Annotated in this window: 19 protein-coding genes and 2 tRNA genes; 12 read left to right on the top strand and 9 right to left on the bottom strand. The window is 29.8% G+C overall.

Annotated elements, in window-relative coordinates; all coding sequences use genetic code 11:
• Positions 1-17: 17 nt before the first annotated feature.
• The gene (locus DB313_RS03925) at positions 18-1,544 is read right to left on the bottom strand and encodes a membrane-attack complex/perforin family protein (protein WP_120104516.1); all 1,527 of its coding nucleotides are present in this window, start codon (positions 1,542-1,544) and stop codon (positions 18-20) included.
• A 101-nt stretch (positions 1,545-1,645) separates the two neighbouring features.
• Here DB313_RS03925 and DB313_RS03920 point away from each other — a divergent pair, with 101 nt between their 5' ends.
• The 3 genes from DB313_RS03920 to DB313_RS03910 are packed head-to-tail and all read left to right on the top strand — an operon-like array spanning position 1,646 to position 3,923.
• Complete coding sequence (locus DB313_RS03920) at positions 1,646-2,086, top strand: septum formation initiator family protein (RefSeq protein WP_120104515.1); 441 nt, start codon at positions 1,646-1,648, stop codon at positions 2,084-2,086.
• A gap of 5 nt (positions 2,087-2,091) precedes the next feature.
• Positions 2,092-3,069, top strand: a complete 978-nt coding sequence (locus DB313_RS03915; RefSeq protein WP_120104514.1) for an ABC transporter permease subunit — start codon at positions 2,092-2,094, stop codon at positions 3,067-3,069.
• 2 nt (positions 3,070-3,071) lie between these two features.
• Positions 3,072-3,923, top strand: coding sequence for an ABC transporter permease subunit (locus tag DB313_RS03910; protein ID WP_120104513.1), 852 nt, complete (start codon positions 3,072-3,074; stop codon positions 3,921-3,923).
• A 2-nt stretch (positions 3,924-3,925) separates the two neighbouring features.
• Here DB313_RS03910 and DB313_RS03905 read toward each other — a convergent pair whose 3' ends face one another.
• Positions 3,926-4,561 (bottom strand): endonuclease III domain-containing protein, encoded by a 636-nt coding sequence (locus DB313_RS03905; protein ID WP_174220852.1) that lies wholly within the window; start codon positions 4,559-4,561, stop codon positions 3,926-3,928.
• A 73-nt stretch (positions 4,562-4,634) separates the two neighbouring features.
• On the opposite strand from DB313_RS03905, the gene DB313_RS03900 reads away from it, so the two are divergent.
• Positions 4,635-4,708 (top strand) — tRNA-Arg (locus tag DB313_RS03900).
• Between the two features lie 6 nt (positions 4,709-4,714).
• Positions 4,715-4,787, top strand: a tRNA-Pro gene (locus DB313_RS03895).
• Positions 4,788-4,859: 72 nt separating this feature from the next.
• Here the strand turns inward: DB313_RS03895 and DB313_RS03890 are convergent.
• The 3 genes from DB313_RS03890 to DB313_RS03880 form a co-directional block, all read right to left on the bottom strand.
• On the bottom strand, positions 4,860-6,845 hold the full coding sequence (locus DB313_RS03890) for a P83/100 family protein (RefSeq protein WP_120104512.1): 1,986 nt from the start codon (positions 6,843-6,845) through the stop codon (positions 4,860-4,862).
• 124 nt (positions 6,846-6,969) lie between these two features.
• On the bottom strand, positions 6,970-8,649 hold the full coding sequence (locus DB313_RS03885) for a PQQ-binding-like beta-propeller repeat protein (protein ID WP_238614534.1): 1,680 nt from the start codon (positions 8,647-8,649) through the stop codon (positions 6,970-6,972).
• A 26-nt stretch (positions 8,650-8,675) separates the two neighbouring features.
• A complete protein-coding gene (locus DB313_RS03880; protein ID WP_120104681.1) occupies positions 8,676-10,307 on the bottom strand; it encodes an ABC-F family ATP-binding cassette domain-containing protein in 1,632 nt (543 codons plus the stop codon).
• 141 nt (positions 10,308-10,448) lie between these two features.
• Here DB313_RS03880 and groES point away from each other — a divergent pair, with 141 nt between their 5' ends.
• From groES to DB313_RS03865, 3 genes are all read left to right on the top strand, one after another.
• The gene (groES, locus tag DB313_RS03875) at positions 10,449-10,721 is read left to right on the top strand and encodes a co-chaperone GroES (protein ID WP_120104510.1); all 273 of its coding nucleotides are present in this window, start codon (positions 10,449-10,451) and stop codon (positions 10,719-10,721) included.
• Positions 10,722-10,908: 187 nt separating this feature from the next.
• Positions 10,909-11,583 (top strand): tRNA (5-methylaminomethyl-2-thiouridine)(34)-methyltransferase MnmC2, encoded by a 675-nt coding sequence (mnmC2, locus tag DB313_RS03870; RefSeq protein WP_120104509.1) that lies wholly within the window; start codon positions 10,909-10,911, stop codon positions 11,581-11,583.
• A gap of 3 nt (positions 11,584-11,586) precedes the next feature.
• The gene (locus tag DB313_RS03865) at positions 11,587-12,441 is read left to right on the top strand and encodes a DUF4145 domain-containing protein (RefSeq protein ID WP_120104508.1); all 855 of its coding nucleotides are present in this window, start codon (positions 11,587-11,589) and stop codon (positions 12,439-12,441) included.
• Here DB313_RS03865 and valS read toward each other — a convergent pair.
• Together valS and DB313_RS03855 are read right to left on the bottom strand one after the other, a co-directional pair.
• Positions 12,422-15,046, bottom strand: coding sequence for a valine--tRNA ligase (valS, locus tag DB313_RS03860; RefSeq protein WP_120104507.1), 2,625 nt, complete (start codon positions 15,044-15,046; stop codon positions 12,422-12,424). The genes DB313_RS03865 and valS overlap by 20 nt on opposite strands.
• Positions 15,039-16,040 carry a tRNA dihydrouridine synthase gene (locus DB313_RS03855; RefSeq protein ID WP_120104506.1) on the bottom strand — a complete coding sequence of 334 codons (1,002 nt, stop codon included), beginning with the start codon at positions 16,038-16,040 and terminating at the stop codon, positions 15,039-15,041. The genes valS and DB313_RS03855 overlap by 8 nt, the downstream gene beginning before the upstream one ends.
• A gap of 47 nt (positions 16,041-16,087) precedes the next feature.
• Here DB313_RS03855 and DB313_RS03850 point away from each other — a divergent pair, with 47 nt between their 5' ends.
• Complete coding sequence (locus tag DB313_RS03850; RefSeq protein ID WP_120104505.1) at positions 16,088-16,918, top strand: purine-nucleoside phosphorylase; 831 nt, start codon at positions 16,088-16,090, stop codon at positions 16,916-16,918.
• Complete coding sequence (locus DB313_RS03845) at positions 16,905-18,968, top strand: ATP-dependent DNA helicase (protein WP_120104504.1); 2,064 nt, start codon at positions 16,905-16,907, stop codon at positions 18,966-18,968. The genes DB313_RS03850 and DB313_RS03845 overlap by 14 nt, the downstream gene beginning before the upstream one ends.
• Here DB313_RS03845 and DB313_RS03840 read toward each other — a convergent pair.
• Positions 18,958-19,740, bottom strand: a complete 783-nt coding sequence (locus DB313_RS03840; protein ID WP_120104503.1) for a septal ring lytic transglycosylase RlpA family protein — start codon at positions 19,738-19,740, stop codon at positions 18,958-18,960. The two genes, DB313_RS03845 and DB313_RS03840, sit on opposite strands and share 11 nt — an antisense overlap.
• A 152-nt stretch (positions 19,741-19,892) precedes the next feature.
• Between DB313_RS03840 and DB313_RS03835 the strand changes: the two genes are divergently transcribed.
• On the top strand, positions 19,893-20,897 hold the full coding sequence (locus DB313_RS03835; RefSeq protein WP_120104502.1) for an L-threonylcarbamoyladenylate synthase: 1,005 nt from the start codon (positions 19,893-19,895) through the stop codon (positions 20,895-20,897).
• A gap of 132 nt (positions 20,898-21,029) precedes the next feature.
• On the opposite strand, the gene plzA is transcribed toward DB313_RS03835, so the two are convergent.
• Positions 21,030-21,821, bottom strand: a complete 792-nt coding sequence (gene plzA / locus DB313_RS03830; RefSeq protein ID WP_120104501.1) for a c-di-GMP-binding receptor PlzA — start codon at positions 21,819-21,821, stop codon at positions 21,030-21,032.
• Positions 21,822-22,226: 405 nt separating this feature from the next.
• On the opposite strand from plzA, the gene DB313_RS03825 reads away from it, so the two are divergent.
• On the top strand, positions 22,227-24,932 hold the full coding sequence (locus DB313_RS03825) for a penicillin-binding protein 1A (protein WP_120104500.1): 2,706 nt from the start codon (positions 22,227-22,229) through the stop codon (positions 24,930-24,932).
• The last annotated feature ends 2 nt before the right edge of the window (positions 24,933-24,934 follow it).

Here is a 24,934-nt window from a genome sequence, read left to right as displayed (position 1 = left end):
TTATTAAACAAATAATTCTACTCTCTTACTAATAAACGCTTAATCTTCTGCAAAATCTCATACTCTCGCCTACTCTTAAAACTACTGCCCTTAGTACTAAATGCAAGGTCGCCTTCCAGTTTATCAATAAACTTAATTAAAACAGACCTCTCCTCATTACTCAATTCAATTTTACTCAAATACTCATTATCATCAAACTTATTTATCACCCTCTCAACTTCAGTAAAACTAAAACTAGATAAATCATCCCCCCCTAAACTGTCTTCCGTTTTTGTTTTAGAATGTAAATTCAATTCTTCACTATGCTCCAATCTCTCCTCTAAATTCTCTACTTGATTATTATACTCTAAGTTCTCTACTTGATTATTATAAAGGTTTTCTTCTTCAAAATCGTCAATACAATTCTGTAAATCTGAACAATTTAAATCCGTCTTTAAAACATCTTCAAAATCGTCAAGCTCTTTAAAATTAGAAGAAGCATCATCAATTTCCTGTTTTTGATCATAAACAGTTTCATCTTCTTTATTCAAAAATAAATCATAATCATTTATATCGTTATCAATTTCACCGGCAGAAACCTCATCAAAGTTAGCCAACTCCTGTTCTCTTCCTTCCTGCTCTTCTTTATTTAAAAGATTCAAACTTTCATCAGAAAATTCTACTTCATTAAAACTCTCATTTAAATAATAAGCAAGATTATCCAAATCACATTCCTCTTGTTTCTCAACAGCGTCCTCATGTGCAATTTTATTAGAAGAATCTCCTCCAAAACCAACACTATCAGAAGAAACAACCTTGCTATCTATATCCATACTAGAATTAAAATCACTCTCAGCAACATTAGATAACCCAAAAGAAGAAGTTTCGTCTATTAAATTCTCTTCTTTTTCAAAATCAAAATTAGTACCTAAGGATTCGCTATCTTCTGTGTCCTTTAGAGGAACTGTACTCCTATTATTACCTTCCTCTAAAGGTTCGTTATAAATGGTTTTATTATCTGACGCATTAAGCTCCATATTAGAAAGTTCTTCAACAAAGCTATCTTTATTCAAGCCATCATCTAAATCATTATCATATAAAGTTTCTTTACCATCCTTTGAAATGTCATTCAATCCTTCAAGTAAAGCATCCAACTCTTCCTGATCAATTGCAATATTTGGCAAACTATTTTCTTTTCTTAAAGAGAATTCACCAAACTCATTCTCCAATTTAGTATTAGCATGATTGAAAGAAGGTATATTTTCAGAAGTTCTTAAATTAGGTTTATCAAGTTCCTGAGAAGAATCCAAACTATGACGTATCCCCTCCTCAACTCTTGAAATACGATCATCAACCTCTCTTAAATAATTAACTAACTCACCATGTCTTTTTTTTAAAGAATCATCTAATTTTAATAATTTTTCATCTAAAAGCTCTTTAATCTCATCAGAATGTAGCCCAACACTACTGCCAGAAACCGAAGAATGTAAAAATATACGGTCCATATCAAAATCAACTTCTCTAGGACCTTCCTTGATAAAAAAAGTACTCTTATAATCTGACATATTTAAATCTATTCTCCAAACCTAATTAACAAAGATTAGGCTTACTTAAAAGTCTATACACTTGTAAATATAATATATTAAGAATATAATTACAAGGCAATATGTTTTTGATAAAAAAAATTATATTGTCAATTTATGTAGGTCTAATAAGTTATTTCATAATCACTCCAATATTTGGAGAGAGAGGTATTGTTAACTACAAAGAATTGCATAATAATTTAATCTTAATGAAAAATCATATCGAAACATTAAAAGAAACACAGAAAACGTTAAAAACAAGGTACATTAATCTACAAATATCTAAACCTGCAATCTTAAGAGAAGCAAGTAAAATTGGATACTATCCTAAAAATTCCATAATAATAAAAAATCCAGATGATAATGAAAACTACAACCAAGGAAAGATTCTACATTTACAAAACACATCCAAAAATAACAACATAGATAAAAATTTTTACTTAATCTCAATAGTGATATCTCTAATTTTTTATTTTGTATTAAGTTATTTGGAGACACTTAAAATTCTTAACAAAGGAAGGTAAGTTTTATAGCTACATTTATTTTAAAAAATATATTCCTTACATTAATAAACATTATTATATCAACATTTTTTTGTGCATCATTGTTAAACACATTCTCAAATAACAATTCCAATATTCCATTTATTCAAAAAAATGTATTTAAAGAATACCTAGAATACATTGGATTACTTAAAAGTATTGAAAGTTATAAACTAGTATATGATTTTGACCCTAATATGCCTCTAAGTAAAAATTATTTTGCTAAACACATTGCAGGCAATTCATACATAGTATACAAAATAAAGTATAAGGGATTAATATGGGGAACGCCTTCCTACTCACCACTCACAAAAGGAAAGTCAACAATGACAGTAATTTTCAATAAAATAAAAAATACATTGAAAATATCAGTCCCAGGTATCATACTTGCTTACGTAATTTCAATCTCTTTTATTATCGCTTGGACTTTATTTGTAAAAAATAAAAGCATAGATAACACTCTAGATTATATAATGTTGTTTCTAAACTCACTACCAAGAAATCTTACTGTAATGTTACTAATTTCTTCTCTCTATTATCTTAACATAAATCCAAAAAATTCAATAATAGGTGGGTTTGGATGGTTTTTTTCATTTTTCCTATTTAATGCCGTCATTTTCAAACAAGCCCTACACAAAAATCTGTCCGCTTGTTACATAACAACTGCAAAATCAAAAGGACTTAAAAGAATAAAGATAATACTAGGTCATGCATTAACGCCCTCATTAATCCCAATAATTACAAATCTTAGATCTACTCTTGCAACAGCTTTCTTTGGTACATCTATAATTGAAAAAATGTTTGGAATTGATGGAATAGGCTCTTTAACAATCAATGCCATCAAAAATAATGATTATATTATTTATAAAGACTTAATATTCGTTGGTGTTTTGATTATGCTTATAGCAAACTTAATAAGTGACATATTAATATATAAAATTAACCCTTATAAAGGAGTCCTATAATAATGGAAAAATTTAAAAAATTATACCTTATATTACTAGGAATCTTCATTTTAATCTTAATAACACTCCCCTTTTTAATTAACGAAACTTCAAAATTTGCAATATACAGAAAAGATCCAAATAAAATATACACTGAATCAACAAATAAACTTCCTCAACTACCTACTGTTAACAATCCTCTAGGGACGGATAAAATGGGAAGAGATATAATGGCAAGACTAATACTTGCAACTAGAAACTCTATTTTACTTTCATTTAGCTACGCAACAATTTCTGCATTAATTGGAATTTTTATAGGAATAATAATTGGAAGCTTTAAATTTAAAACTTGCATGTTAATATCTAAATTAATAGAATCACTACAAACATTACCATTTTCTTACATATTAATCTTAATTTTCTACTATTTTTCAAAACAAAAAAATTATAATATCTTAGAAGTCGCAATCACTCTAGCTCTAATACACGGATGGATTCCATTCTCATTTGCAACAAGGAATAGCACCTTAATAATAAAAAACCTTGATTATGTTAAAGCAAGTCAAACCATGGGCTCAAGTAAGCTTAGACTAACAATATACCACATATTCCCAGAAATTTTTTCATCAATATCATCAATAATTCCTCTACAAATATCAAAAAGCCTAACCACATTTGAGGTAGTAAACTATTTACAACAAGAAGATAGAAGATTTTATCCAAGCCTTGGAGAACTTTTAAGCTACATGGAAATGGGAAGAGAATATTTTTGGGTATGGGGAAAACCTCTGTTCATATTAATATCAATTAATATAATACTAGCTTCAATAAGCTTAAAACTTAAAAAACACATTAAATATTTTATTTCATCTTAAAATTAAATAAGCCTTGGTGCAAATTTTTCTAAGAAACAATTCTTGCAATCTTTACTACGAGATGTACAAATGTCTCTACCGTGCCTGTTGATAGCCATAGAAAACCTATATTGTTTCTCAGAAGGTATTTTGTTCTTTAAATCTAACTCAATTTTCAAAGGCGTTTTCTCCAGGGTAATTCCATGTCTAATGACAACCCTGCTAAAATGAGTATCTACAATTATCGCAGGCTTATTATAAACAACGCCAAGAATAACATTAGCTGTCTTTCTACCTACTCCTGGAAGAGATATAAGATCTAAAATATTATCCGGAATAATACCTTTGAAATTTTTTAAAAGCATACGTGCACAGTTTATGATATTCTTAGATTTATTTGCATAAAACCCCAATCTATAAATCAATTTCTGCACCTCAATTAAATTTGCACTAGCTAAACTTTCAAAATCCCCATACCTTTTAAAAAGATTAGGTGCAATTTTATTAACCATATTATCAGTTGTTCTTGCGCTCAAAATCACCATTATTAAAAGTTCATAATTATTTTTAAAATTTAAAAAAGGCTTAACATCCGGATATCTAGATAAAGCTTCATTTACAATTAAATCAATATCAAGCATAAGAAAATTATAAAACATACAAAATATTAAGCAATAAATATTTTATTGACAAGGTTTTTTTAACATGATATACTCAATTTTAGTTCTAAAAGCGCTAATAGCTCAATTGGATAGAGCAACAGACTTCTAATCTGTAGGTTTTAGGTTCGAGTCCTAATTGGCGCGTATTATCGGGACGTGGCCTAGTGGCTAAGGCACCTGCTTTGGGAGCAGGGGATCGTGAGTTCGAATCCCACCGTCCCGATTTTCATATAAATCAAGTGAGTGATTATTAGTTCTTCTCCATTTTTATTTTAAAAATAAAAATATATAAAGCTTAAGATACCTTTTTTAAAGTTTTTAAATCTAGAGTAATAACCTTTTTAGATGCATCTTGTAAATAAACATACTCGTCACTAACAGTAAAGCTTGTAAATGGCAAAACTTCATCCTCTGAGAGAATAAAATCACTCAAATCTTTTGAAGAAAATTTTGCTAATTTCCAAACATTATTATCTTTAACGACTACTAAAATCATTTTTGCATCAACAAAAAGAGAAGAATCTCTACTTAATTCAAACTGTGATTCAGATTCAACTTTTAAATTTTCTACTTTATTAAGTAGTTGAAGCTTTGCAATCCCTGAACAGAGTTTTATGGCCACCAAGTCATCTGCCCTCTCATAAACACCATATCGTCTAATTCCATATTGAGAAGTCTCTTCCAATTTATTTCCATCGGAATCAATAAACTGCAACACTCCCAAATTAGTACTTGGATTAAGAACTTCTAAAAAAACAGATTTACTCTTACTACTCTCAACAGATGCTTTATCTCCTGCAGCCTGTTCTCCAGGCTGCATTTTAGAATTTAGTGTTTGTGTATCCGATACTGAAACATCAGTATTATCATCTTTTTTACTATTATCCAAATTAAGTTTTTTCTCAACATCATCCCCTGCTTTCCCAATCTGTTCATCCAACTCTTTCTTCTCATCTACTTTATCTGAACTTATTTCCCCTGGTTTTGGTAAATTCTTATCCTTATTCTCTTCATCAACATTTTCTTGTAATTTCTCCTTTACCATATCCCTTTGTGTACCTAACTTATCTTGAGAATCCTTAAGTTCATTTCCCTTCTTCTCCAAAACATCTCTCTCACTTCTCTTTTCTTCTATCTGCTTCTGTATCTCCCCCTTCTCTTCCTCATTAGTAGATTTCTCTAACTGCTCCCTTAAATCCTCTATAGTTTCATTCAACTCTTCCTTCTCATCTACTTTAGGTGAACTTATCTCCCCTGGTTTTGGTAAATTCTTATCCTTATTCTCTTCATCAATATTTTCTTGTAATTTCTCCTTTACCATATCCCTTTGTGTATCTAACTTATCTTGACTTTTATCTAATTTCTCCTGAGAATCCTTAAGTTCATTTCCCTTCTTCTCCAAAACATCTCTCTCACTTCTCTTTTCTTCTATCTGCTTCTGTATCTCCCCCTTCTCTTCCTCATTAGTAGATTTCTCTAACTGCTCCCTTAAATCCTCTATAGTTTCATCCAACTCTTCCTCAATACTCTTTAAAGTATCGGTCTCAGCATCAACCTTCTCTTGATCTATATCATGAACTTCATCCTGAACATCCGTAATATCTCTTGCAAAATCCGTCCCACCACTTTCATTCTCATTTAAAAGAGATGCTATTACCTTGTCTGTGACTATCCTATCAAGATCAACATCTGATTCAATACTTCCTGATAAAATATCTCTCCTAAGAGGAATAAAAATACGAGTCTTTCCAGCCCACTGACTATAAACTCTTGAAAGTCCAATATTATCTTTAGTTGCATCTTTAAGCGCAGGCTGAATATAGCTCTCACTGTAATAGTCCAAATCTCCTCGATAAACAGCATTGTATATCGTAATAGCTTTAGCTAGTAATTCTGCACTATCTCGACTGTAACTAAAAACTCCCATCAAATATCCCATAAGTATTCTTCTAAGGTTTAAAATACTATCAAGAGCAGACCTATCACCAATAAGAAAAACATCAGAACTGCTCTTCTCGTCTTTCTCGTCAACATACCTATTAACATAATATTTGTTGTAATAATTAGATTTATTATTAGTTAAATTTCTAGCTAAAAATTCACCAATCCCTACTATCTGTTCATATGTATTCGTACTATCATAAGAACCCCGATAATTCACAAATTCAAGGTCCATATCAACAAAATCTTTTAATCTCTGCTTATCAATTTCTCTAGCATGAAGAGTAAAAAAATTTAAGAAAATAAAGAAAGAAATAAATATCACCCATATTCTATTCATAACAAAAATTCTCCTATAGTTAATTATATTCCTATTATTAACTAAATAAGAATAAATTTAAACCTAAATTTTAACATAACAAGTACTATTTAAAATCAAAACTTCAAACTTATCAAAAAATAGTTTAAAGAACAGCAATAATTTCATTAATATGTTTATTAATTTTCTCAGAAAAATTTTGCCTTTTTATAAACTTCAATAAAGTCAAACATTTATCCCTATATACTTTAAGTGTGTCTTCTGTAGAGTTTAAAATTATTTTTCGCAAATTTAAAAGAACAGCATATGCTATGTCTAAATTTCCTTGATAATTTAATATGACATACTGCATATAACTATACACAAGACCATCCTGCCCATGATAATACTCAAACTTAGCAACATTTTTAACTAATTCAATTATATTACTGATATCCTTTTCTTTAATTGCCATATTTATAAAACTCTTAATTGAAGATTCATCATTAACATACATAAAATACTTATAAAGCTCTCCCCTTTGTGCTATTCTATCAACTCCATCCTTAGGGGAAAGCCAATTATTAAAAGCTTTTTTATATAAATCTAAATATTTCTTTGGGAGATTGCCATACCTGATAGCCAGAGAATCTAGCGTATTTATAAATTTATTATAAGCACTCCTACTATATTCAGCATTTAACATTTCATCAAGAGACAAATAAATTTCCTCATAATCTACTAAAGACCTTTCCCTGTAATCTATTCTATTTTGATGATATCTATTACCTAATGGATGATTCCAAATTTTAACATCAAGTTCATCTTTATATTCATAATAATAAGTAGTTACTATCCAATTAAGCCCACCTGTAGCAATTACTCCAAAATTAGCACTAAGCCCAGATACTTCTTTCATATTATCATATCTATCAACTGGCTCGAAATATTCATTAAGAGATAAAGCCCCATTAGGTTTTATCGCAATAAAAAGATTTTGATTATTATAAAGGATAGCCTCTTTTACATTAAATCCTAAATGCTTAGTGAATCTAATCTCAAGATTTCTACTTAAATTAAATAAAACTCCAACATTAGATACTGCAACATACTCCCCGTTAAATTTTTCAAACAAAAAATTAATAGGATGATCTAGAGTAAGAGCGCCTAAAACCTCCCCTGCATCACTATCATAAATAACAATATCACCAGATTGATGTCCTACAATAATCTCACTATTAGTATTTATCATAAATACATTGGGATAAGATATAAGAGGAACACTCCATAGGCTTTTCCCTAAAGAACTGAAAGAAAACATTGTACAATTTTCATTTGCAATATAAAAATTACCATTCTCAAGAACAACAGCAGAAGTTGCTGCTTTTCCTTCTATATTTACCTCAAAAATTTTATGACCATCACTAAGTCTTAGTGCAACAACTCTTGAATCACTCTGAGGAATTAAAATATAGCCATTACCTATTGAGGGAGCTTTTATAGGAGAAGAGCTTAGTCTATATTTCCAAGCAAGTCGCCCCCTTCTAATCTTTTGAACTTCATTACGAACTGTAATAACATAATATCCATTATCAAAATCCTTTAAGAGAAAGGGATAAGGAGTTCTATCTATTCTATAAGAATACTTTTTCTCCAAAGACATATTATAAGTTAAAAGCCACTTATCTTTGGTCAATACTGTAATCGTATTACGCCTTTCATCTAAAATAGGACTGCCTATTATTTTTCCTGTTAAAGCTCTCTGAAAATAAAGATCAACGTCTGCTGAAAGAGAAAAATAAGAAATAAAAAACACAAAGACATAAAAATTCTTAATCAAAATTATAAATATCCTAAAACAATCAACCCCTATTAAAGTGTTAAACTAGACTGCCCCCCATAAAGCTCATTTCTCATCTCTCTAACTTTAAAGTCATCAACATATTCTGAAAAAGTCATGTAACGATCAATGATCCCATTTGGTGTAAATTCAATAATTCTATTAGCAATAGTGTCAATAAACTGATGGTCATGAGATGTAAACAAAACAACTCCTTTAAATTCCTGAAGTCCCGTGTTTAGGGATGTAATAGCTTCAAGATCTAAATGATTGGTTGGCTGGTCTAACAATAATACATTAGCTCCACTAAGCATTATCTTTGAAAGCATACACCTAACCTTCTCGCCCCCTGAGAGAACACTAACTTTCTTTAAAGCTTCATCTTGACTAAAAAGCATTCTTCCTAAAAATCCTCTAATATAAGTTTCATCTTGCTCCTTTGAATACTGTCTTAACCAATCTACCAAACTTAAATCTAAATTAAAATATTTTTCATTGTCTCTATTAAAATAGGCAAACTTAACCGTAGAACCCCACTCATAATGTCCTTTATAATTTCTATCTTCATTAGTAATTATGTCAAAAAGAAAACTTGCTGAAATTGGACTACCTAAAAACACAACCTTTTGACCAGGCTCCACTACAATGCTAAACTTATTTAGAATATGCTGTCCTTCAAATTCTCTAGTTAAATTCTTAACTGTAAGAACATTTTTCCCAAGCTCTCTTTCGCTCTTAAAGTTAACATAAGGAAATTTTCTAGAAGAAGGCTTTAAATCTTCAATTTTAATCTTATCAATTAACTTTTTTCTTGAAGTCGCTTGCCTAGACTTTGACGCGTTACTTGAAAACCTTTGAATAAAAGTTTTAAGTTCTGCAATTTTTTCTTCAGATCTTTTCTTAGCATCTTTTAATTGCTTATTCAAAATTTGACTAGTTTCATACCAAAAATCATAATTACCAAGATAAACTTGAATTTTTCCATAATCAATATCAACAATATGAGTACAAACTTGATTTAAAAAGTGTCTATCATGCGATACAACAATAACAGTATTTTCAAAGTCAATCAAAAATTCTTCCAACCACTTAATTGACTGAATATCAAGATTGTTAGTAGGCTCATCAAGAAGTAATATGTCAGGATCACCAAAAAGAGCTTGTGCTAATAAGACCCTTACTTTTAAAGCCCCCTCAATATCTCTCATTAAGCTACCATGGATTGATTCTTCTATCCCTAGTCCCTTAAGAAGCACTGCAGCCTCAGATTCAGCCTCATAACCTCCAAGTTCAGCAAATTCGGCCTCAAGCTCTCCAGCTCTAATGCCATCCTCATCACTAAAATCAGGCTTCTCGTAAATTTCATCCTTTTCCTTTTGAACAGCATAAAGCTTCTTATGCCCCATTATAACAGTATCAATTACCTTAAAATTATCATAAGCAAATTGATTTTGCTCAAGTACGGCCATTCTTTGATTTTTAGGAATAAAAACATCACCTTTACTAGCCTCAATAGTTCCTCCTAAAACTTTTAAAAAAGTACTCTTTCCTGCCCCATTAGCCCCAATGATTCCGTAACAATTTCCAGGAGCAAATTTAATATTAACATCTTTAAATAAAATTCTCTCTCCAAATGCAACTTCTAAATTACTTACTGTTATCAACCTATTTCCCCACCTAAACTTGTATTTTATTAAAAGAATTATCTTTAAAATTAGAATAAGTTTCAAGCATACTCTAAACATATTGACTTAATACTTCACTTTTTCGTAATATTATATTATCAAATCAAGGAGATGTTTTAAATGAAAAATATTAAACCTTTAGCTGATAGAGTTTTAATAAAGATAAAAGAAGCTGAGAGTAAAACAATCTCAGGATTATATATACCAGAGAATGCAAAAGAGAAAACAAATATTGGAACAGTTATAGCTATTGGCTCTAATAAGGAAGAAATTACTGTTAAGGTTGGGGATACTGTGCTTTATGAAAAGTATGCTGGAGCTGCTGTTAAGATTGAGGATAAGGAACACCTTATTTTAAAGGCAAAAGAGATTATAGCTATTATAGAAGAATAAACTGAGAAACTAAGTTTTTATCTTAGTTTCTCTTAAGACAAAATTTTAAGGCTTATTCAAAAAGCTATTGGTTAATTCATATTATTCTAATCAAACAATTCAAATTTAGGTATGATATTCTATTATATTATTCTTAAAAATGAAAATCTTTCACTTGGGATTTCTTTTAAATCCAAAATATTAGCTAATGAATAAATTAGTATTTAAAGATAAGACTCTATATTCAAATAAATTTGATGATATTTATTATCATCCACAATACGGACTCGAAGAAAGCACTTATGTATTCATTAAGGGTTGTGATCTAGACAAAGAGCTTTTACATTTAGAAACTGTAAATATTGCAGAATTGGGCTTTGGAACTGGACTTAACTTCATAGCACTTTTAAAACACTTAAAAGAAAACGATATTAAAACAAAGATTAATTACTATTCAATTGAAAAGTTTCCAGTAAGAAAAGAGAAAATAAAAGAAATATCAAAGTTTTTTAGCCAAGAATTAAATTATTTTCGGTCACTACTCAAAAATTACCCAAGTCTACCCAAAAAAAACATAAAGCTAAAAATAACAGACAAAGTTAATTTAAAAATATTAGTTGGAGACGCTAAGGAAAAAATTAAAGAGATTCCCAAGTATATAGACTATTGGTTCCTAGATGGATTTAATCCTAGCAAAAATCCCAGAATGTGGAGTAAGGAAATATTTACTTTAATTTCGCAAAAGAGCAAAGTAGGCACAAAACTTGCAACATTTTCTTCGTCCAAAATTGTAAAAGAAGGATTAAAACTTGCAAATTTTAATTATTCTAAAGTAAAAGGATTTAAGAATAAAAGACATATGATAAAATCGCAAAAGGATTAATTAATGAATTACCTAAATAAAAAATTTATTCAAAAAAAGGAAAACAATAAAGAACAAATTGAACTATTTCCATGCCTAGAGTGGAACACAAGCCCCTTAATAACAAGCTTTCAACAAAAATTCATGGAACCTACAGAATCTAGTCGTATATTTACTCAATATCATAGTCTATTAAGAGAACCTGAGCCCATCCCATTTAAATCTATAAGTAAACAATCCATTAGAAGGAAAGAAAGCAATAGATTACAATACAATCTATTGCCAAATCTAGAGTGGCAACTATGTCCTTTATGGCAACGCCTTTCTTCTTCAAGGAGAAATTCCTATTATCAAAAAGATTTTATAACAGAACCTAATCATGTACTTACTAAACATAATGGCATCCTATTAAAACAAGTTGAATCAAATTTAATTAGAGATGTAAAATCTAATCTTTTTAAAGATATATCAGAAACATCTTATTTTTATTACAATCAAGCGAAGAAAATTGCTGAAATTTACATAAGAAGTGGAATACAGATTCTTAGATTGTGGCTTGAATATATAATAATAAGATATTCTAAAATATTAAATCCAGAAATAAAACTTAATAAAAGCCTTTATAGCAACATAGAAATATTCCTATTTGAAATCAAACCTTACTTAACTACTGAAAATATAGATACTTTAAGAAATAGCATGCACTACATAAGAGATATAGGAAACGAGGCGTGTCATGTCAAGAATTGGCATGAAGAAGAATTTAATAGATATATATTTTCATCTTTATTAAATGAATGCGACAAAATAATGACAATAATATTTAACCATTTATCATATTCACCTAACAAATCCAAAACTATTCTCTTAAATTATTAATGTAATTACTAATTTTTAATATAAAAGAATCAAACTCTTCCAATTTCGATTTCTCTAGCTCAACAATCTCGTTAGGTGCATTTGACAAGAAATTTTGATTTTTAAGCTTCTCTAAAGTTGAAGATTTAAGTCTTTCATACTTCTCTAATTGCTTAGAAAGCCTTGATAGTTCTTTATCAGTATCTATTAAACCCTTAATGTCTGCAAAACTTTCAAAACCAACATTAGGTACGCCTATCATATTTTCATATTTCTCATTGTAAAATACGCAATCAAAGTTAATAAGTTTCTTTGCAATATGTTCATGATCCTTAAAATATCTCTCATATTTAAAAGAATTATCAAACTTTAAGGTAACATTCATCCGAATATTTGGTACTATATTAAATTCACTTCTAAGAGTTCTAATAGATATAATAAAATCTTTAAACGAATTAAAACTTTCAAATTCTTCCCTAAACTCTCCCATATTTGTAGTCTCAGGATAACTTTTCAAAGCTAATATACCATTTGAAGATGGAAGTTTGGAATAAATCTCTTCAGTAATAAAAGGTAGAAAAGGATGCATTAAAAGTAAAGATTTTTCAAGGAAAAAAATCAACTTACAAATAGTCATATTTTGAATATTATTATCTTTACTGTTCAAATTAATTTTACTAATTTCAATATACCAATCACAAAAATCATTCCAAAAGAATTCATATACTGCTTTTGTAGCCTCATTATACTTATAATTTTTAAACGCCCATTCTAGAGAAACAATAGTAGAATTTAAACTTGCAAGTAACCACTTATCAATATCGTCTAAATCTAATCTGTCTGACATAACCCTGCCATCTAAATTTGATAAAATGAATTTAGATGCATTAAATACTTTATTTACAAACTTAGCGCCAAACATAAAATCTTTAGTATCAATATTTAAATCCTGTCCCTGTACAGATAAAAACGAAACAGTAAAACGCAAAGCATCACTTCCGTATTCATTGATAATTTTAAGAGGATCTATTCCATTACCTAAAGATTTTGACATCTTTCTACCCTGTTTGTCTCTTAAAAGAGGTGTTATGTATATATCCCTAAACGGAACCTGACCTGTAAATTCAAGCCCTGCCATAACCATCCTTGCTACCCAAAAAAATATTATGTCATACGCAGTAATTAAAGTATTTGTAGGATAATAATTCTTAAAATCAAGGGTAGCCTCTGGCCATCCAAGCGAAGAAAATGGCCATAACCAAGAAGAAAACCAAGTATCAAGTACATCAGGATCTCTAGTAAAATGCCTATCTTTATACTTCTCACTTAATGAAGGGTCATGCTCACTAACAACAACATCTCCCGTCTTGATATCATACCAAGCAGGAATTCTGTGTCCCCAAACCAACTGTCTAGATATACACCAATCCCTAATATTTAATAACCAATGCTTATACGTATTCTCCCACTTTTTAGGATAAAATCTAATCTCATCATTTTCTAAAGCCTTTAAAGCATTACAAGCCAAAGGTTTCATTCTCACAAACCACTGATTTGACAAATAAGGTTCAATAACCTCTCCAGACCTATGACAATGCCCAACTTGATGTTTATGACTCTTAACATCTATTAATAACCCTTTATTCTTTAAATCTTTTTCTATCTTAGCTCTTGCATCTCTTACACTTAATCCCTGATATTCAACGGGAACATTTTCATTAAGTTTTGCATTCTTATTTAAGATATTTATTTTAGGGATATCATGCCTTTTTGAAATTTCAAAATCATTAGGATCATGTGCAGGCGTTATTTTTAAGGCACCACTACCAAATTCCATATCAACATAGCTATCCCCTATTATCTTAACCTTTCTATTTGCAATAGGAACTATAACCTCTCTACCAATCAGAGACTTATACCTATCATCAATAGGATTAACAGCAACAGCTACATCTCCAAACATAGTCTCAGGTCTAGTAGTTGCAACCTCAATAAAATTACCATCATCTAATAAATACTTAATAAAATAAATTTTCCCAACAATTTCTATATACTCAACTTCTTCGTCGCTAACAACGCTTCCAGTACCAGGATCAAGATTTACAAGATATTCCCCCTTATAAATCAACCCCTTATTATACAAATCAACAAATGCTTTATTAACAGCTCTACAAGCTTCCTCATCAAGAGTAAATCTCTCTCTTGAATGGTCATAAGAAGCTCCAAGCTTTTCTATCTGGCTAACAATTATTTCTCTATGCTTGTCCTTTAATTTAAAAATTTCATCAATAAATTCTTCACGAGTAAAATCATCTTTATTCTTTCCAAGCTCTTTAAGCTGTTTTTCAAAAACTGATTGAGTCGCAATCCCAGCATGGTCTGTTCCAAAAAGCCAAAGTGTATTATTCCCTTTCATTCTCTTGTAGCGAATAAGAATATCCTGCAAGGTAAAATTAAGAGCATGTCCCATATGAAGAATGCCTGTAACATTTGGAGGAGGAGCTACCATGCTAAATTTGTGTTTAAAGCTATCATTGGGACTAAAAACCCCATTATCTAGCCATTTCTTATAAATTCTATCTTCAAAAACCTTAGAATCATATTTTTCTGAAACCTTACTACTCATTACTTAACATAATCTCCCTAAAATCCACTCGACCTAGATTTTCAAAAAGCTCCTCATAATTAGTTGAACTCATAATATTATGAAAATATTCACTATTCCTCTCACTTTCATTAAAATAAATCTTGAAGTATTTCTTAAGTTTATTAAAATCCTTAGTAAGGCTCCAAGTAGAATGAAAATCTTTTATATGAAATTTTAATATATTTAATCTAAAATTTAAATTATTACTCAAAAAGTTAGGAGAATCTTTTTTAAATAAATTTAAATTCTTAAAAATTCCACGCCCAAACATTACTCCATCAATAGAATAATCTCTTATAATTTGAACTGCTTGTTCCAAACTTAAAATATCTCCATTCCCAATAATTAATGTAGAAGGATTTATTTTGTCTCTAAGTTTAACAACTTCATCAAACACATTAATATCTATGGCACCTTCACTTTGATTGATAGCAAGCCTTGGATGAATTGTCAGCATATCAATACCCAATTCCAGTAAAAATCCTAACCAATCCTCAACTTCAGAACAAAAAAATCCATGTCTTGTCTTTACGCTAAGAGGTAATCCAAATTTTAAACACGCCTCCTTACTAGCCATGACTATTTCATAAGCTAAGGTTTTATTTAAAATTAAAGCAGAACATACTCCCTTTTTAACTATCTTTTTCTTAGGACAACCCATATTAAGGTCAATTCCCCAAAATCCTAGTTTGCTTAAAATTTCTATGGCATTAAAAAAATCATCGGGATTCTTACCCCAAATTTGAGCAAACAAAGGGCGAGTCAATTCATCATTTCTTGTTAAAACATGTTGCATTGACTGTCTAGATCCCCTTACAAGCCCCGCAGCAGAAATAAACTCAGTAAAGTAAATATCAGGTCCCTCTTTTCCATTACCTATTAAATGAATCAAATTCCTAAAAACAGTATCTGTTACATCTTCCATCGGAGCTAAAATCATAACCGGACGACTAACATTGTTTAAAAAATTCATAAAATAAATATATAATAAGAAAACACCATGGTAAAGAAGGACACAGAATGAATTTCAAAGAAATCAATAAAAGAATAGATAAAGCATATGATTCAATCAAAGACAAGTCAGAATTTAAACCCAAAACAGCAATAATACTTGGCTCTGGACTTAGCGACTTAAATTCAATATGTGAACATGGTATTGAAATTCCTTATAGAGACATAAAAGAATTTCCAATATCAACTGTAGATGGACATAAGGGTACATTAAACATTAATAAAGACATAGCTATTTTTTCTGGAAGATTTCATTATTATGAAGGTTATCACCCTAAAGAAATAATAATGCCTATACTGCTTGCAAAAAAAATCGGAATTCAAAATTTAATCATTACAAATTCCTCAGGAGCAATTAATAGTCAATTTAAAATAAATGATCTTATTTTAATAAACAATCACATAAATTTTATGGGAATCAATCCCTTAATTGGAACAAATGATGACAACTTGGGAGCAAGATTTCAAGAACTAAATTCAATTTACAGTAATTCAAGTTTAGTGGAATTAACAAGAAACGTTTATAAGAATATTTTTAAGGAAAACATTAAAGAAGGTGTTTATCTTGCCGTTTCAGGTCCTTGCTATGAAACAACAGCCGAAATAAGCTTTTTTAAAACAATAGGTGCAGATTTAGTTGGTATGTCAACAGTACCTGAAGTAATTACAGCAGCGTATCTTAAAATGAATACAGTAGCAATTTCAAATGTCACAAACCTAGCATCAGGTATGCAAAAGGAACCTTTGAGTCACGAGGAAGTTAAGATAAATTCATCAAAAATATCTAAAGAATTCGAAAAATTAATAAAAGGAATTATCAATACAATTGAATTTAATTGATTACATACTAAAAAAAGCCGAACTAAATATCAAAGGATTTGTAAAAAGAGAACCACAGCTCAGAATGATAGAGAAGGTCAGTAAAGCCTTCGATAATGAAAATTTTCTAGTTATTGAAGCACCAACAGGGACTGGCAAAAGCCTTGCTTATTTAATCTCTGCTATTGATTTCATTCAAAAAACACAAGAAAAGGTCATAATCTCAACAGCCTCTATTAATCTTCAAGAACAACTAATTAAAAAAGATATTAAATCTTTAGAGAAAATCATTCCTTTTAAAATAAAGTTTGGACTCATTAAAGGAATGAGAAACTACCTATGTCTTCGTCGACTTGAAGAACTTGAAAGAAGTCTACTAATACATACATTTAATAAAAACAATCTGGAATCATTATTCCATTGGGCAAAAAATACACAAACTGGTGATAAAGACGAACTTAATTTTGTAGACGAAAAAATTTGGGAAGAAGTATCAGCTAGCACTGAAACATGTTCGGGAATTACCTGCCCTGATGAGAATAAATGTTTCTTCAAAAAAGCAAGAAGAAAAGCATTAGAATGTGATATTATCATAACCAATCATCATTTACTCCTAAATGATCTTTATATAAGAAATGAAATATTGACAGAAAAAGAAAATTATGAAGATACTTCTGAAAAAGATGAGATAGAAGAGGACCTTAACTTAATTCTGCCTAATATAAAAAACATAATAATTGATGAAGCTCATTATCTAGAAGAAGCTGCAAGGGCTCTATTTAGCAAAAATTTTTCAAGAGTTGGTTTAAAACAACTTTTTGCAAAAGTAGATAAAATCATCAAAAGACAAAATATAAGTGGTATATACAAGAAAAATTTTGAAATTGCAACAATGCTAAGTTTTGAAAATATAGATTATATAATAAGAACAAAAAAAGATTTTCCCTCCGTTTACAGAATAACTAGTAATACACATAAAATCGATTTTTACATACGAATTAAAACACACTTAAAGGACATTGTCTATAATCTAGAAAATTATCGATCAGCTATGTCATCAATAACACAAGAACTTGAAAATAAAACAGCAAAAATTGAACTTGAAAGACTAGTTAGGAATATAGAAGAAAAAGAAACATTAATTAAAAATTTCATATCTTTAAATAAAGATGACAATCTTTGTTTTTGGATAGAAAATAAAAAAAATATAACCACATTCAAAACATCAGAAATTTATTTAGGTCCTGGACTAAATAAAATTATGTACAAAAGAGCAAAAAGAATAATTTTTACCTCAGCTACTCTGCTTATAAATCAATCATTTTCATATTTCCTAAACCAAACGGGATTAAACTTAAGCGATAAAGACATAGAAAAGGAAAAAATACCGTATTCTTTTCCTTACAAAGAAAAATCAATGCTAACAGTTACATCTGACATTGAAAACCCCAATAATGAAGAAAAATTTTTAAGTCAATCAATAAAATACATTAAAGAACTTGTATTACTAAATAAAGGCGGAACTTTAATTCTTTTAACATCATTTAAAAGCTTAAAATATACAGAAAAAACAATTAAAGATTTTCTACTTGAAAATGATATAAATCTTTTTATACAAGGAGATTTACCAAAACATGAGTTAATAAATTCTTTTAAAAAATCACAAAAAAAAAGCGTACTCATAGGGATTAAGAATTTCTGGGAAGGAATAGACATTAAAGGAGATAAATTGACAATGGTAATAATGCCCAAACTTCCATTCCAAACTCCCTCAGACCCTGTTTTAATAGCAAAAAATGAATTGGCTATTCAAACAGGAGAAAATTTTTTTAGAAAAGAAACACTACCTCAAGCAATCATGAAATTCAAACAAGGATTTGGAAGGCTAATTAGAGATTCAAAAGATTATGGCATTATAGTATGTTTTGATAAAAGAATTTTCGAGAAAACTTATGGGGAGCTTTTCCTAAAATCCTTACCTAATATAGAAGTCTATTATTCAAAGTTTGAAAACATAAAACTAAAAATAGATATATTTTTTCAAAAAATAGAACAAAATACTATTCTATAGTTAATCTATCTCCCAAAATCTTAGTCTTTCTTACTAAAACATCCTTGTACCCTGTAGATTTAATAAGTTCAACATTTTTATGTACATCATCAGCAGCAGTAGGAATAAAAACTGTAAAAAAAGGACCATGAACATTTACTAAGACATTCAAACCAACTTTCTGCAATGTTTTATACGCTCTCTCAGCATAATCTTTCATTTTATAAGAGCCTACTTGTATATAAAAATCTGGTTCCATCTCAGTTTCATTTAAAAGTTTCTCTGCAACAGCATTTTCTTTAGTTTCCTTTTTCTCTATAAGAACATCTTTATCTAACTTTGAACTAATAACAGAATCTTTCTTAGAAGAATCTACTGTATCTAAAGATTTCTTATTCTCTTGTGCCACAACTTTCTTTGCATCCAATTTTTCCAATATCTCAATTTTTACAGGAGCAACGCCTATTCCTAGAAAATCTAGTTTTTCAGCAGCAGATTTTGACAAATCAATGATTCTGTCTTTTCTAAAAGGACCCCTATCATTAATCCTTACAACAACAACCCTATTATTCAATAAATTAGTAACCCGTACAACAGTATTAAACGGGAGTTCCTTGTGAGCAGCTGTAAGAGCTGTCATATCAAATTTTTCACCATTAGCAGTAACCTTCCCATGAAAAGCTTCTCCATACCAAGAAGCAAGACCCACAGTAGCACTATCCAATTTAACAACAACAAAAGATAGGAGAGAAAAAATAAGAACAAAGTTACAAAGATTAAGCAAGCTTCTCATATTGCTTATTATAATATAAAATTTAAGATTTTCAACAGGAAAATTAAACTACACATTACCACAAATTATTTATTTGTAAATTTTTTGATTTAATAAAAAATATTTAATAAATAATAAATAAAATTATAAAATATGGTTATGGGTTCAAATAAATGAAAACAGAGATAATAGAATGGCAAGACATAGAGAGAGCAGCAAAGTATATAAGAGAGGGAGAATTAGTAGTATTTCCTACAGAAACAGTCTATGGAATTGGAGCTAATGCATACAGTGATGATGCTGTTCGGATGATCTTTTTAGTTAAAAAGCGTCCTATAACAAATCCATTGATAGTACATGTTGACTCAATAGAGAAAATAAGAGAACTTGTAGAATATATTCCCAGTAGTGCTTTGCTCTTAATGCAAAAGTTTACCCCAGGACCTATAACATTTGTATTAAAGAGTGCTGACAAGATATCTAGATTTGCAAGTGGAGGACTTAGTAGCATAGCCGTACGAATACCAAGAGAACCTATAGCCCTTAAGCTAATTAAGATGAGTGGAGTTCCAATAGTAGCACCATCCGCCAACTTGTCAAGACGCCCTAGTGCTACGAGTTCTGCAATGGCAAGTCGAGAGCTTAATGGGCTAGTCAAAGGAATAATTAAACATAATGGATGCTCAAACATTGGAATAGAATCAACTGTTGTAGGTTTTGATGATAAAGGGAATGTATTAATCTTGCGTCCAGGTTCAATTACAAGAGAGAAAATACAAGAAGTACTTAAGGAAGAATTTAGAGTAGATTACGCTGTAGATGAAGAAAGAATATCTGCATCTCCTGGCAACTTACTAGAACATTACAGACCTCGAATACCTGTTTATTTATTTAAAAAACAAGACAATATAAGAAGATATGCAGCAGACAAAGATACACGAATACTTATTATGAGAGATACTCTTAATTCATATTGGTTTAATAGGTTTTGGAATATGAAAAACATTTCCGTATACAACACCCTTGAAGAATATGCAAAAAACATATACAAGGAATTTGTAGAATCTGAGAGAGTATATAAACAAATACTTGCCGAATTTACCCACAACAGTGAACTTGGTTATTCAATTAACAATAGACTTATTAAAGCTAGTCTAAATAAATTCATTACTTCTTAAAAATACAATATATAAATTACTCATACCTTAAATACTTTCAAAATTCTTGTCCATTTTATACATTCGAATAAACCCCCCATAAAGAATTAATATTGAAATTATTGGGGGTCCAAATTTTAAAGAAATAACCTACTAATTAAAATAATCATGAATTAGCATAGTATATTCAATAGGAATTTCTTCCTCATGAAAGGCAATCCCTAAAGCTAAAACTTTACCATTAGGAGTCTGAATAACACTCAAATTCTTTGCCTTCCCCTTAATAGGCACTTCCTTATCTCTAATATTAAAATTCAAAGTTAAATTAATTTCCTTTTCTTCCAATTCCTCATATTCAAAATAAGAAATCAATAACGCCCCTCCATAAGATAAATCTTTAATTAAACATTTATGCTTATTTCCATTAAATTCAATAAAAGCCTTGTCTGAGTCAAGTTTAAGTTTTCTAAGTGAATCCTTATCAACAATAATACGCTCATGTATTCTTTGGTTTTGCCCAAGTTTTAAATCAAGAAGTTTACCAATCTTAATAGCAAACTCTTCCGGCATAGGAGATAAAAAATCCAAAGTTAGCAAATTATAATTCCTCTCTTGAGCTTGAGAAGGATAATCCGATGTATTTGCTAACTTGACAGTTAAGGATGGTATAAAAAAAGAATTATTTTCAAAATCATCGAATCTTCTAAGTTGAATATTTCCTGAATTTCTATTTTTAGATAAGGTCCGTAAAATTGAATCTTCTTGAAAAATAATCTTAATACTATTCATAGAAATAGAATAAATCACTCCATATGCTACATAACTGCCAACTTTCATCTCAACAGTATTTCTAATATTAAGAAAACTGTTTATCTCAGTACTCATTTTAATTTCTTTACCTTTATACTTAGCCTCATAATCCTTTATTTTCCTAGACAAAAGCATAAACCTCTCCTTTCAATCTAACAAACAATAAAAACACAGAATAATTAAAAATGACATTTAGGAACCTTATTGAAACAAAATCCAAAATTCTTAGGTCATTCATAAATTATTTAAAATAATTCCATTCAAAATACTAGGGACAATCCGTCACCCATAAGTTACTACAATAAACTCAAAAATAAAATTTTTACTCTAAAATAATAAAAAACTCAATTGCACTAAATAAAAATAATAATGAATAAACACTTTTAAAACCATATTCTTATTTACTGTTAACTTGCATTATAGAATCTACATAATACATATGAATAAAAACTATAGCAATATTTTTATATTATCACAATCTAAATAAAAATATTATTAATTCTATTTTATTTATAGTATAATTGCATAAGAGGATATAACTTGAAAAGTCTTAATTTAAATAATAAAGGCAATATACTCCTTTATTTAACATACTTTACTATTAGCTTTTCTATTATTTTACTCTCGTTTGCTTTAGTTGAAACTATTAACATACAAAAAGACAGAAATTTTGGTAATTCAAATCCTGCAATACCTTCAAAACTTTTTGATGCTAATGGCAGAATAATCACACAATTTATATCTGATGAGAACAGAGAATTACTCTCTTTAAAAGAAATGCCTGATAACCTAATAAAAACTCTATTAATACGTGAAGACACTGAATTTTATTCTCACAGAGGGTTCTCGTTAATAGGAATGCTTCGAGCTGCTCTTAATATTGCACTTGGTAGATATTTCTCAGGGGGAAGCACCTTAACACAACAACTAGCAAAACTCCTTTACACCAATCAAGCAAAAAGGTCTATTTTAAGAAAACTAAATGAAATTTGGTGGGCTATACAACTTGAAAAAAAGCTATCAAAGTACGAAATACTTGAGAGATATTTAAATAAGGTTTATTTTGGAAATGGAAACTACGGAGTAGTTGCAGCAGCTAATTTCTTTTTTAATAAAAGCGTTAAAGATATTAACACCGCAGAAGCTGTTTTAATGCTTATACAATTACCTAATGCAAAACTCTATTCTCCATTTTACAATCCCGAATTTTCTAAAAAAATACAAAAGGCAGTGCTAAATCAAGTAGTAGCCAATGGAATCATAAGTCCTGAACTAGCTGAGAGAGAGTTTAATGCATACTGGGAAAACTATGATTGGACTCGTATGGCAGACACATCTGCTATCTCATACAAGGAAGACAATGCCCCTTATTTCTCAGAATACATAAGACAGAGAATAGTTAAACATCTTCCAGCTGGAGCAAACATATATAAAGATGGGTATTCAATATATACAACACTTGACCTTGATGCACAAAAGTGTGCGGATGAAGTTACCCATGACATGATTTTGAAAGCTCGCAAAATGTACAATTCTACAAAATCATCTGAAACATTAATAATTAATTCAGAGATAGTTCCTGTTCTTGATACAATATCTGATTTGTTTGGCATAACAAGCACTAGAGTAAATGGTAGGCAATATAAAAAACTCAGAACAAGAAAATTTTATGAAGATAATATTGATTTGATTGCAAGCTTTGCTGCAATTTTAGGTATTGACACAGTAGATAAAGCAACAAAAGAATACACAATGAAAAATAAAACAAACCCAAACTCTGTAATACAACCGGAAGGTGCATTTATCGCAATAGATACTACAACAGGAGCAATAAAGGCAATGGTTGGCGGAAGCGGATATAGTAAAGGAAGTGAATTTAATAGAGCAACCCAAGCCAAGATACAACCTGGAAGTGCATTTAAATCTTTATACTTTTCAGCTGCTATTGACCTTAAAAAGATTACACCTGCAACAATGTTTTCAGATTCTCCAGTAGCTTTTTTCAATGAAACAGGAGATGTTTATGCTCCTGAAAATTATGGAGGAAAATGGAGAGGCAATGTATTAACACGCAAAGTGCTAGCTTTATCCCTAAACATCCCATCTCTTAGAGTATTAGATACATTAGGATTTGACGATGCTATTAGTTACTCTGCTAAATTACTAGGAATAAAAGATCAAAATGAAATTAATAAAACATTTCCCAAAGTTTATCCTCTTGCACTTGGTGTTATCTCAACATCACCAATACAAATGGCAAGAGCATTCGCAATTTTGGGAAACAGTGGTAAAGAAGTAGAGCCATATGGAATAAGGTATATTGAAGATAGAAATGGCAAAATAGTAGCAAATGTAGAATCCGATATTTTAACCGAAATAAAGAACAAGGGAGCTAATGCACAAATAATATCTCCTCAGGCTGCATACATTATGACAGACATGATGAAATCAACAATTCAATACGGAACTTTAGCAAACCAAAGATATACAAACCTTAAGGATTTCAGTTCTGACATTGCCGGTAAATCAGGAACCACACAAAACTGGGCAGACGGATGGGCAATAGGTTACTCTCCTTACATAACAACAGCTCTTTGGGTTGGTTTTGACAAAAAAGGATATTCACTCGGAACCGCTGGAACAGGGACAGGCCTTGCCGGTCCTAGTTGGGGTAAATTTATGGCAGAGTATCATAAGAATTTACCTAAAAAAGTTTTCATAAGACCCACAGGAATAATCAATGTCAATATACAAGCAGAAACAGGTTTGCTACCAGAAGGAGTTCCAAACGAAAAAATAATAAACGAGATTTTTATAGAAGGCACTCAACCATTTGAGAAGTCAAAATATTACGAAAATCAATCTGATTTTTTAAATAAAATGGAATTTAATGTATATGGAATTGATAACATTGATAGCAATGATGACTTAAATCTTGAAACACATGAATTTGAGTATCTAAACTACGATTTTGATAAATTAAATGAAGTAAAAAAAGAAGATCAAAACAACCTAAACAAGGACAATAATAATAGTTTTGAAAGCGAGTATAACAACAAAGTTGATTCTCAGAATACACAAGATGCAACAACAAATGCTAATATTAATACGGATAAGGTAGAGGAAGAAAATACCTCAAGTATTAAAGAAAGTGATGTTAAAGAAAATGATACTAAGGAAGAAAGTTCTCTTATTTACGAAAATGGAAACAAAGATGTAAATGGAGAAAATATTCAATTGGATTAATA

The sequence above is a fragment of the Borrelia turcica IST7 genome (assembly GCF_003606285.1).
In the GTDB taxonomy this organism is placed as follows: domain Bacteria; phylum Spirochaetota; class Spirochaetia; order Borreliales; family Borreliaceae; genus Borrelia; species Borrelia turcica.
The sequence above is the reverse complement of the archived record's forward strand: the minus strand, read 5'-3'. Positions and strand labels throughout refer to the sequence as shown.

Excerpts from the sequence above, each read along its gene's own strand:
- DB313_RS03865 (WP_120104508.1), top strand. The coding sequence starts at position 11,587 with ATGAATTACCTAAATAAAAAATTTATTCAAAAAAAGGAAAACAATAAA.
- DB313_RS03855 (WP_120104506.1), bottom strand. The coding sequence starts at position 16,040 with ATGAATTTTTTAAACAATGTTAGTCGTCCGGTTATGATTTTAGCTCCG.
- mnmC2 (WP_120104509.1), top strand. The coding sequence starts at position 10,909 with ATGAATAAATTAGTATTTAAAGATAAGACTCTATATTCAAATAAATTT.
- DB313_RS03910 (WP_120104513.1), top strand. The coding sequence starts at position 3,072 with ATGGAAAAATTTAAAAAATTATACCTTATATTACTAGGAATCTTCATT.
- plzA (WP_120104501.1), bottom strand. The coding sequence starts at position 21,821 with ATGCTTTTGTCTAGGAAAATAAAGGATTATGAGGCTAAGTATAAAGGT.
- DB313_RS03920 (WP_120104515.1), top strand. The coding sequence starts at position 1,646 with ATGTTTTTGATAAAAAAAATTATATTGTCAATTTATGTAGGTCTAATA.
- DB313_RS03890 (WP_120104512.1), bottom strand. The coding sequence starts at position 6,845 with ATGAATAGAATATGGGTGATATTTATTTCTTTCTTTATTTTCTTAAAT.
- DB313_RS03925 (WP_120104516.1), bottom strand. The coding sequence starts at position 1,544 with ATGTCAGATTATAAGAGTACTTTTTTTATCAAGGAAGGTCCTAGAGAA.
- groES (WP_120104510.1), top strand. The coding sequence starts at position 10,449 with ATGAAAAATATTAAACCTTTAGCTGATAGAGTTTTAATAAAGATAAAA.
- DB313_RS03840 (WP_120104503.1), bottom strand. The coding sequence starts at position 19,740 with ATGAGAAGCTTGCTTAATCTTTGTAACTTTGTTCTTATTTTTTCTCTC.
- valS (WP_120104507.1), bottom strand. The coding sequence starts at position 15,046 with ATGAGTAGTAAGGTTTCAGAAAAATATGATTCTAAGGTTTTTGAAGAT.
- DB313_RS03905 (WP_174220852.1), bottom strand. The coding sequence starts at position 4,561 with ATGTTTTATAATTTTCTTATGCTTGATATTGATTTAATTGTAAATGAA.
- DB313_RS03835 (WP_120104502.1), top strand. The coding sequence starts at position 19,893 with ATGAAAACAGAGATAATAGAATGGCAAGACATAGAGAGAGCAGCAAAG.
- DB313_RS03850 (WP_120104505.1), top strand. The coding sequence starts at position 16,088 with ATGAATTTCAAAGAAATCAATAAAAGAATAGATAAAGCATATGATTCA.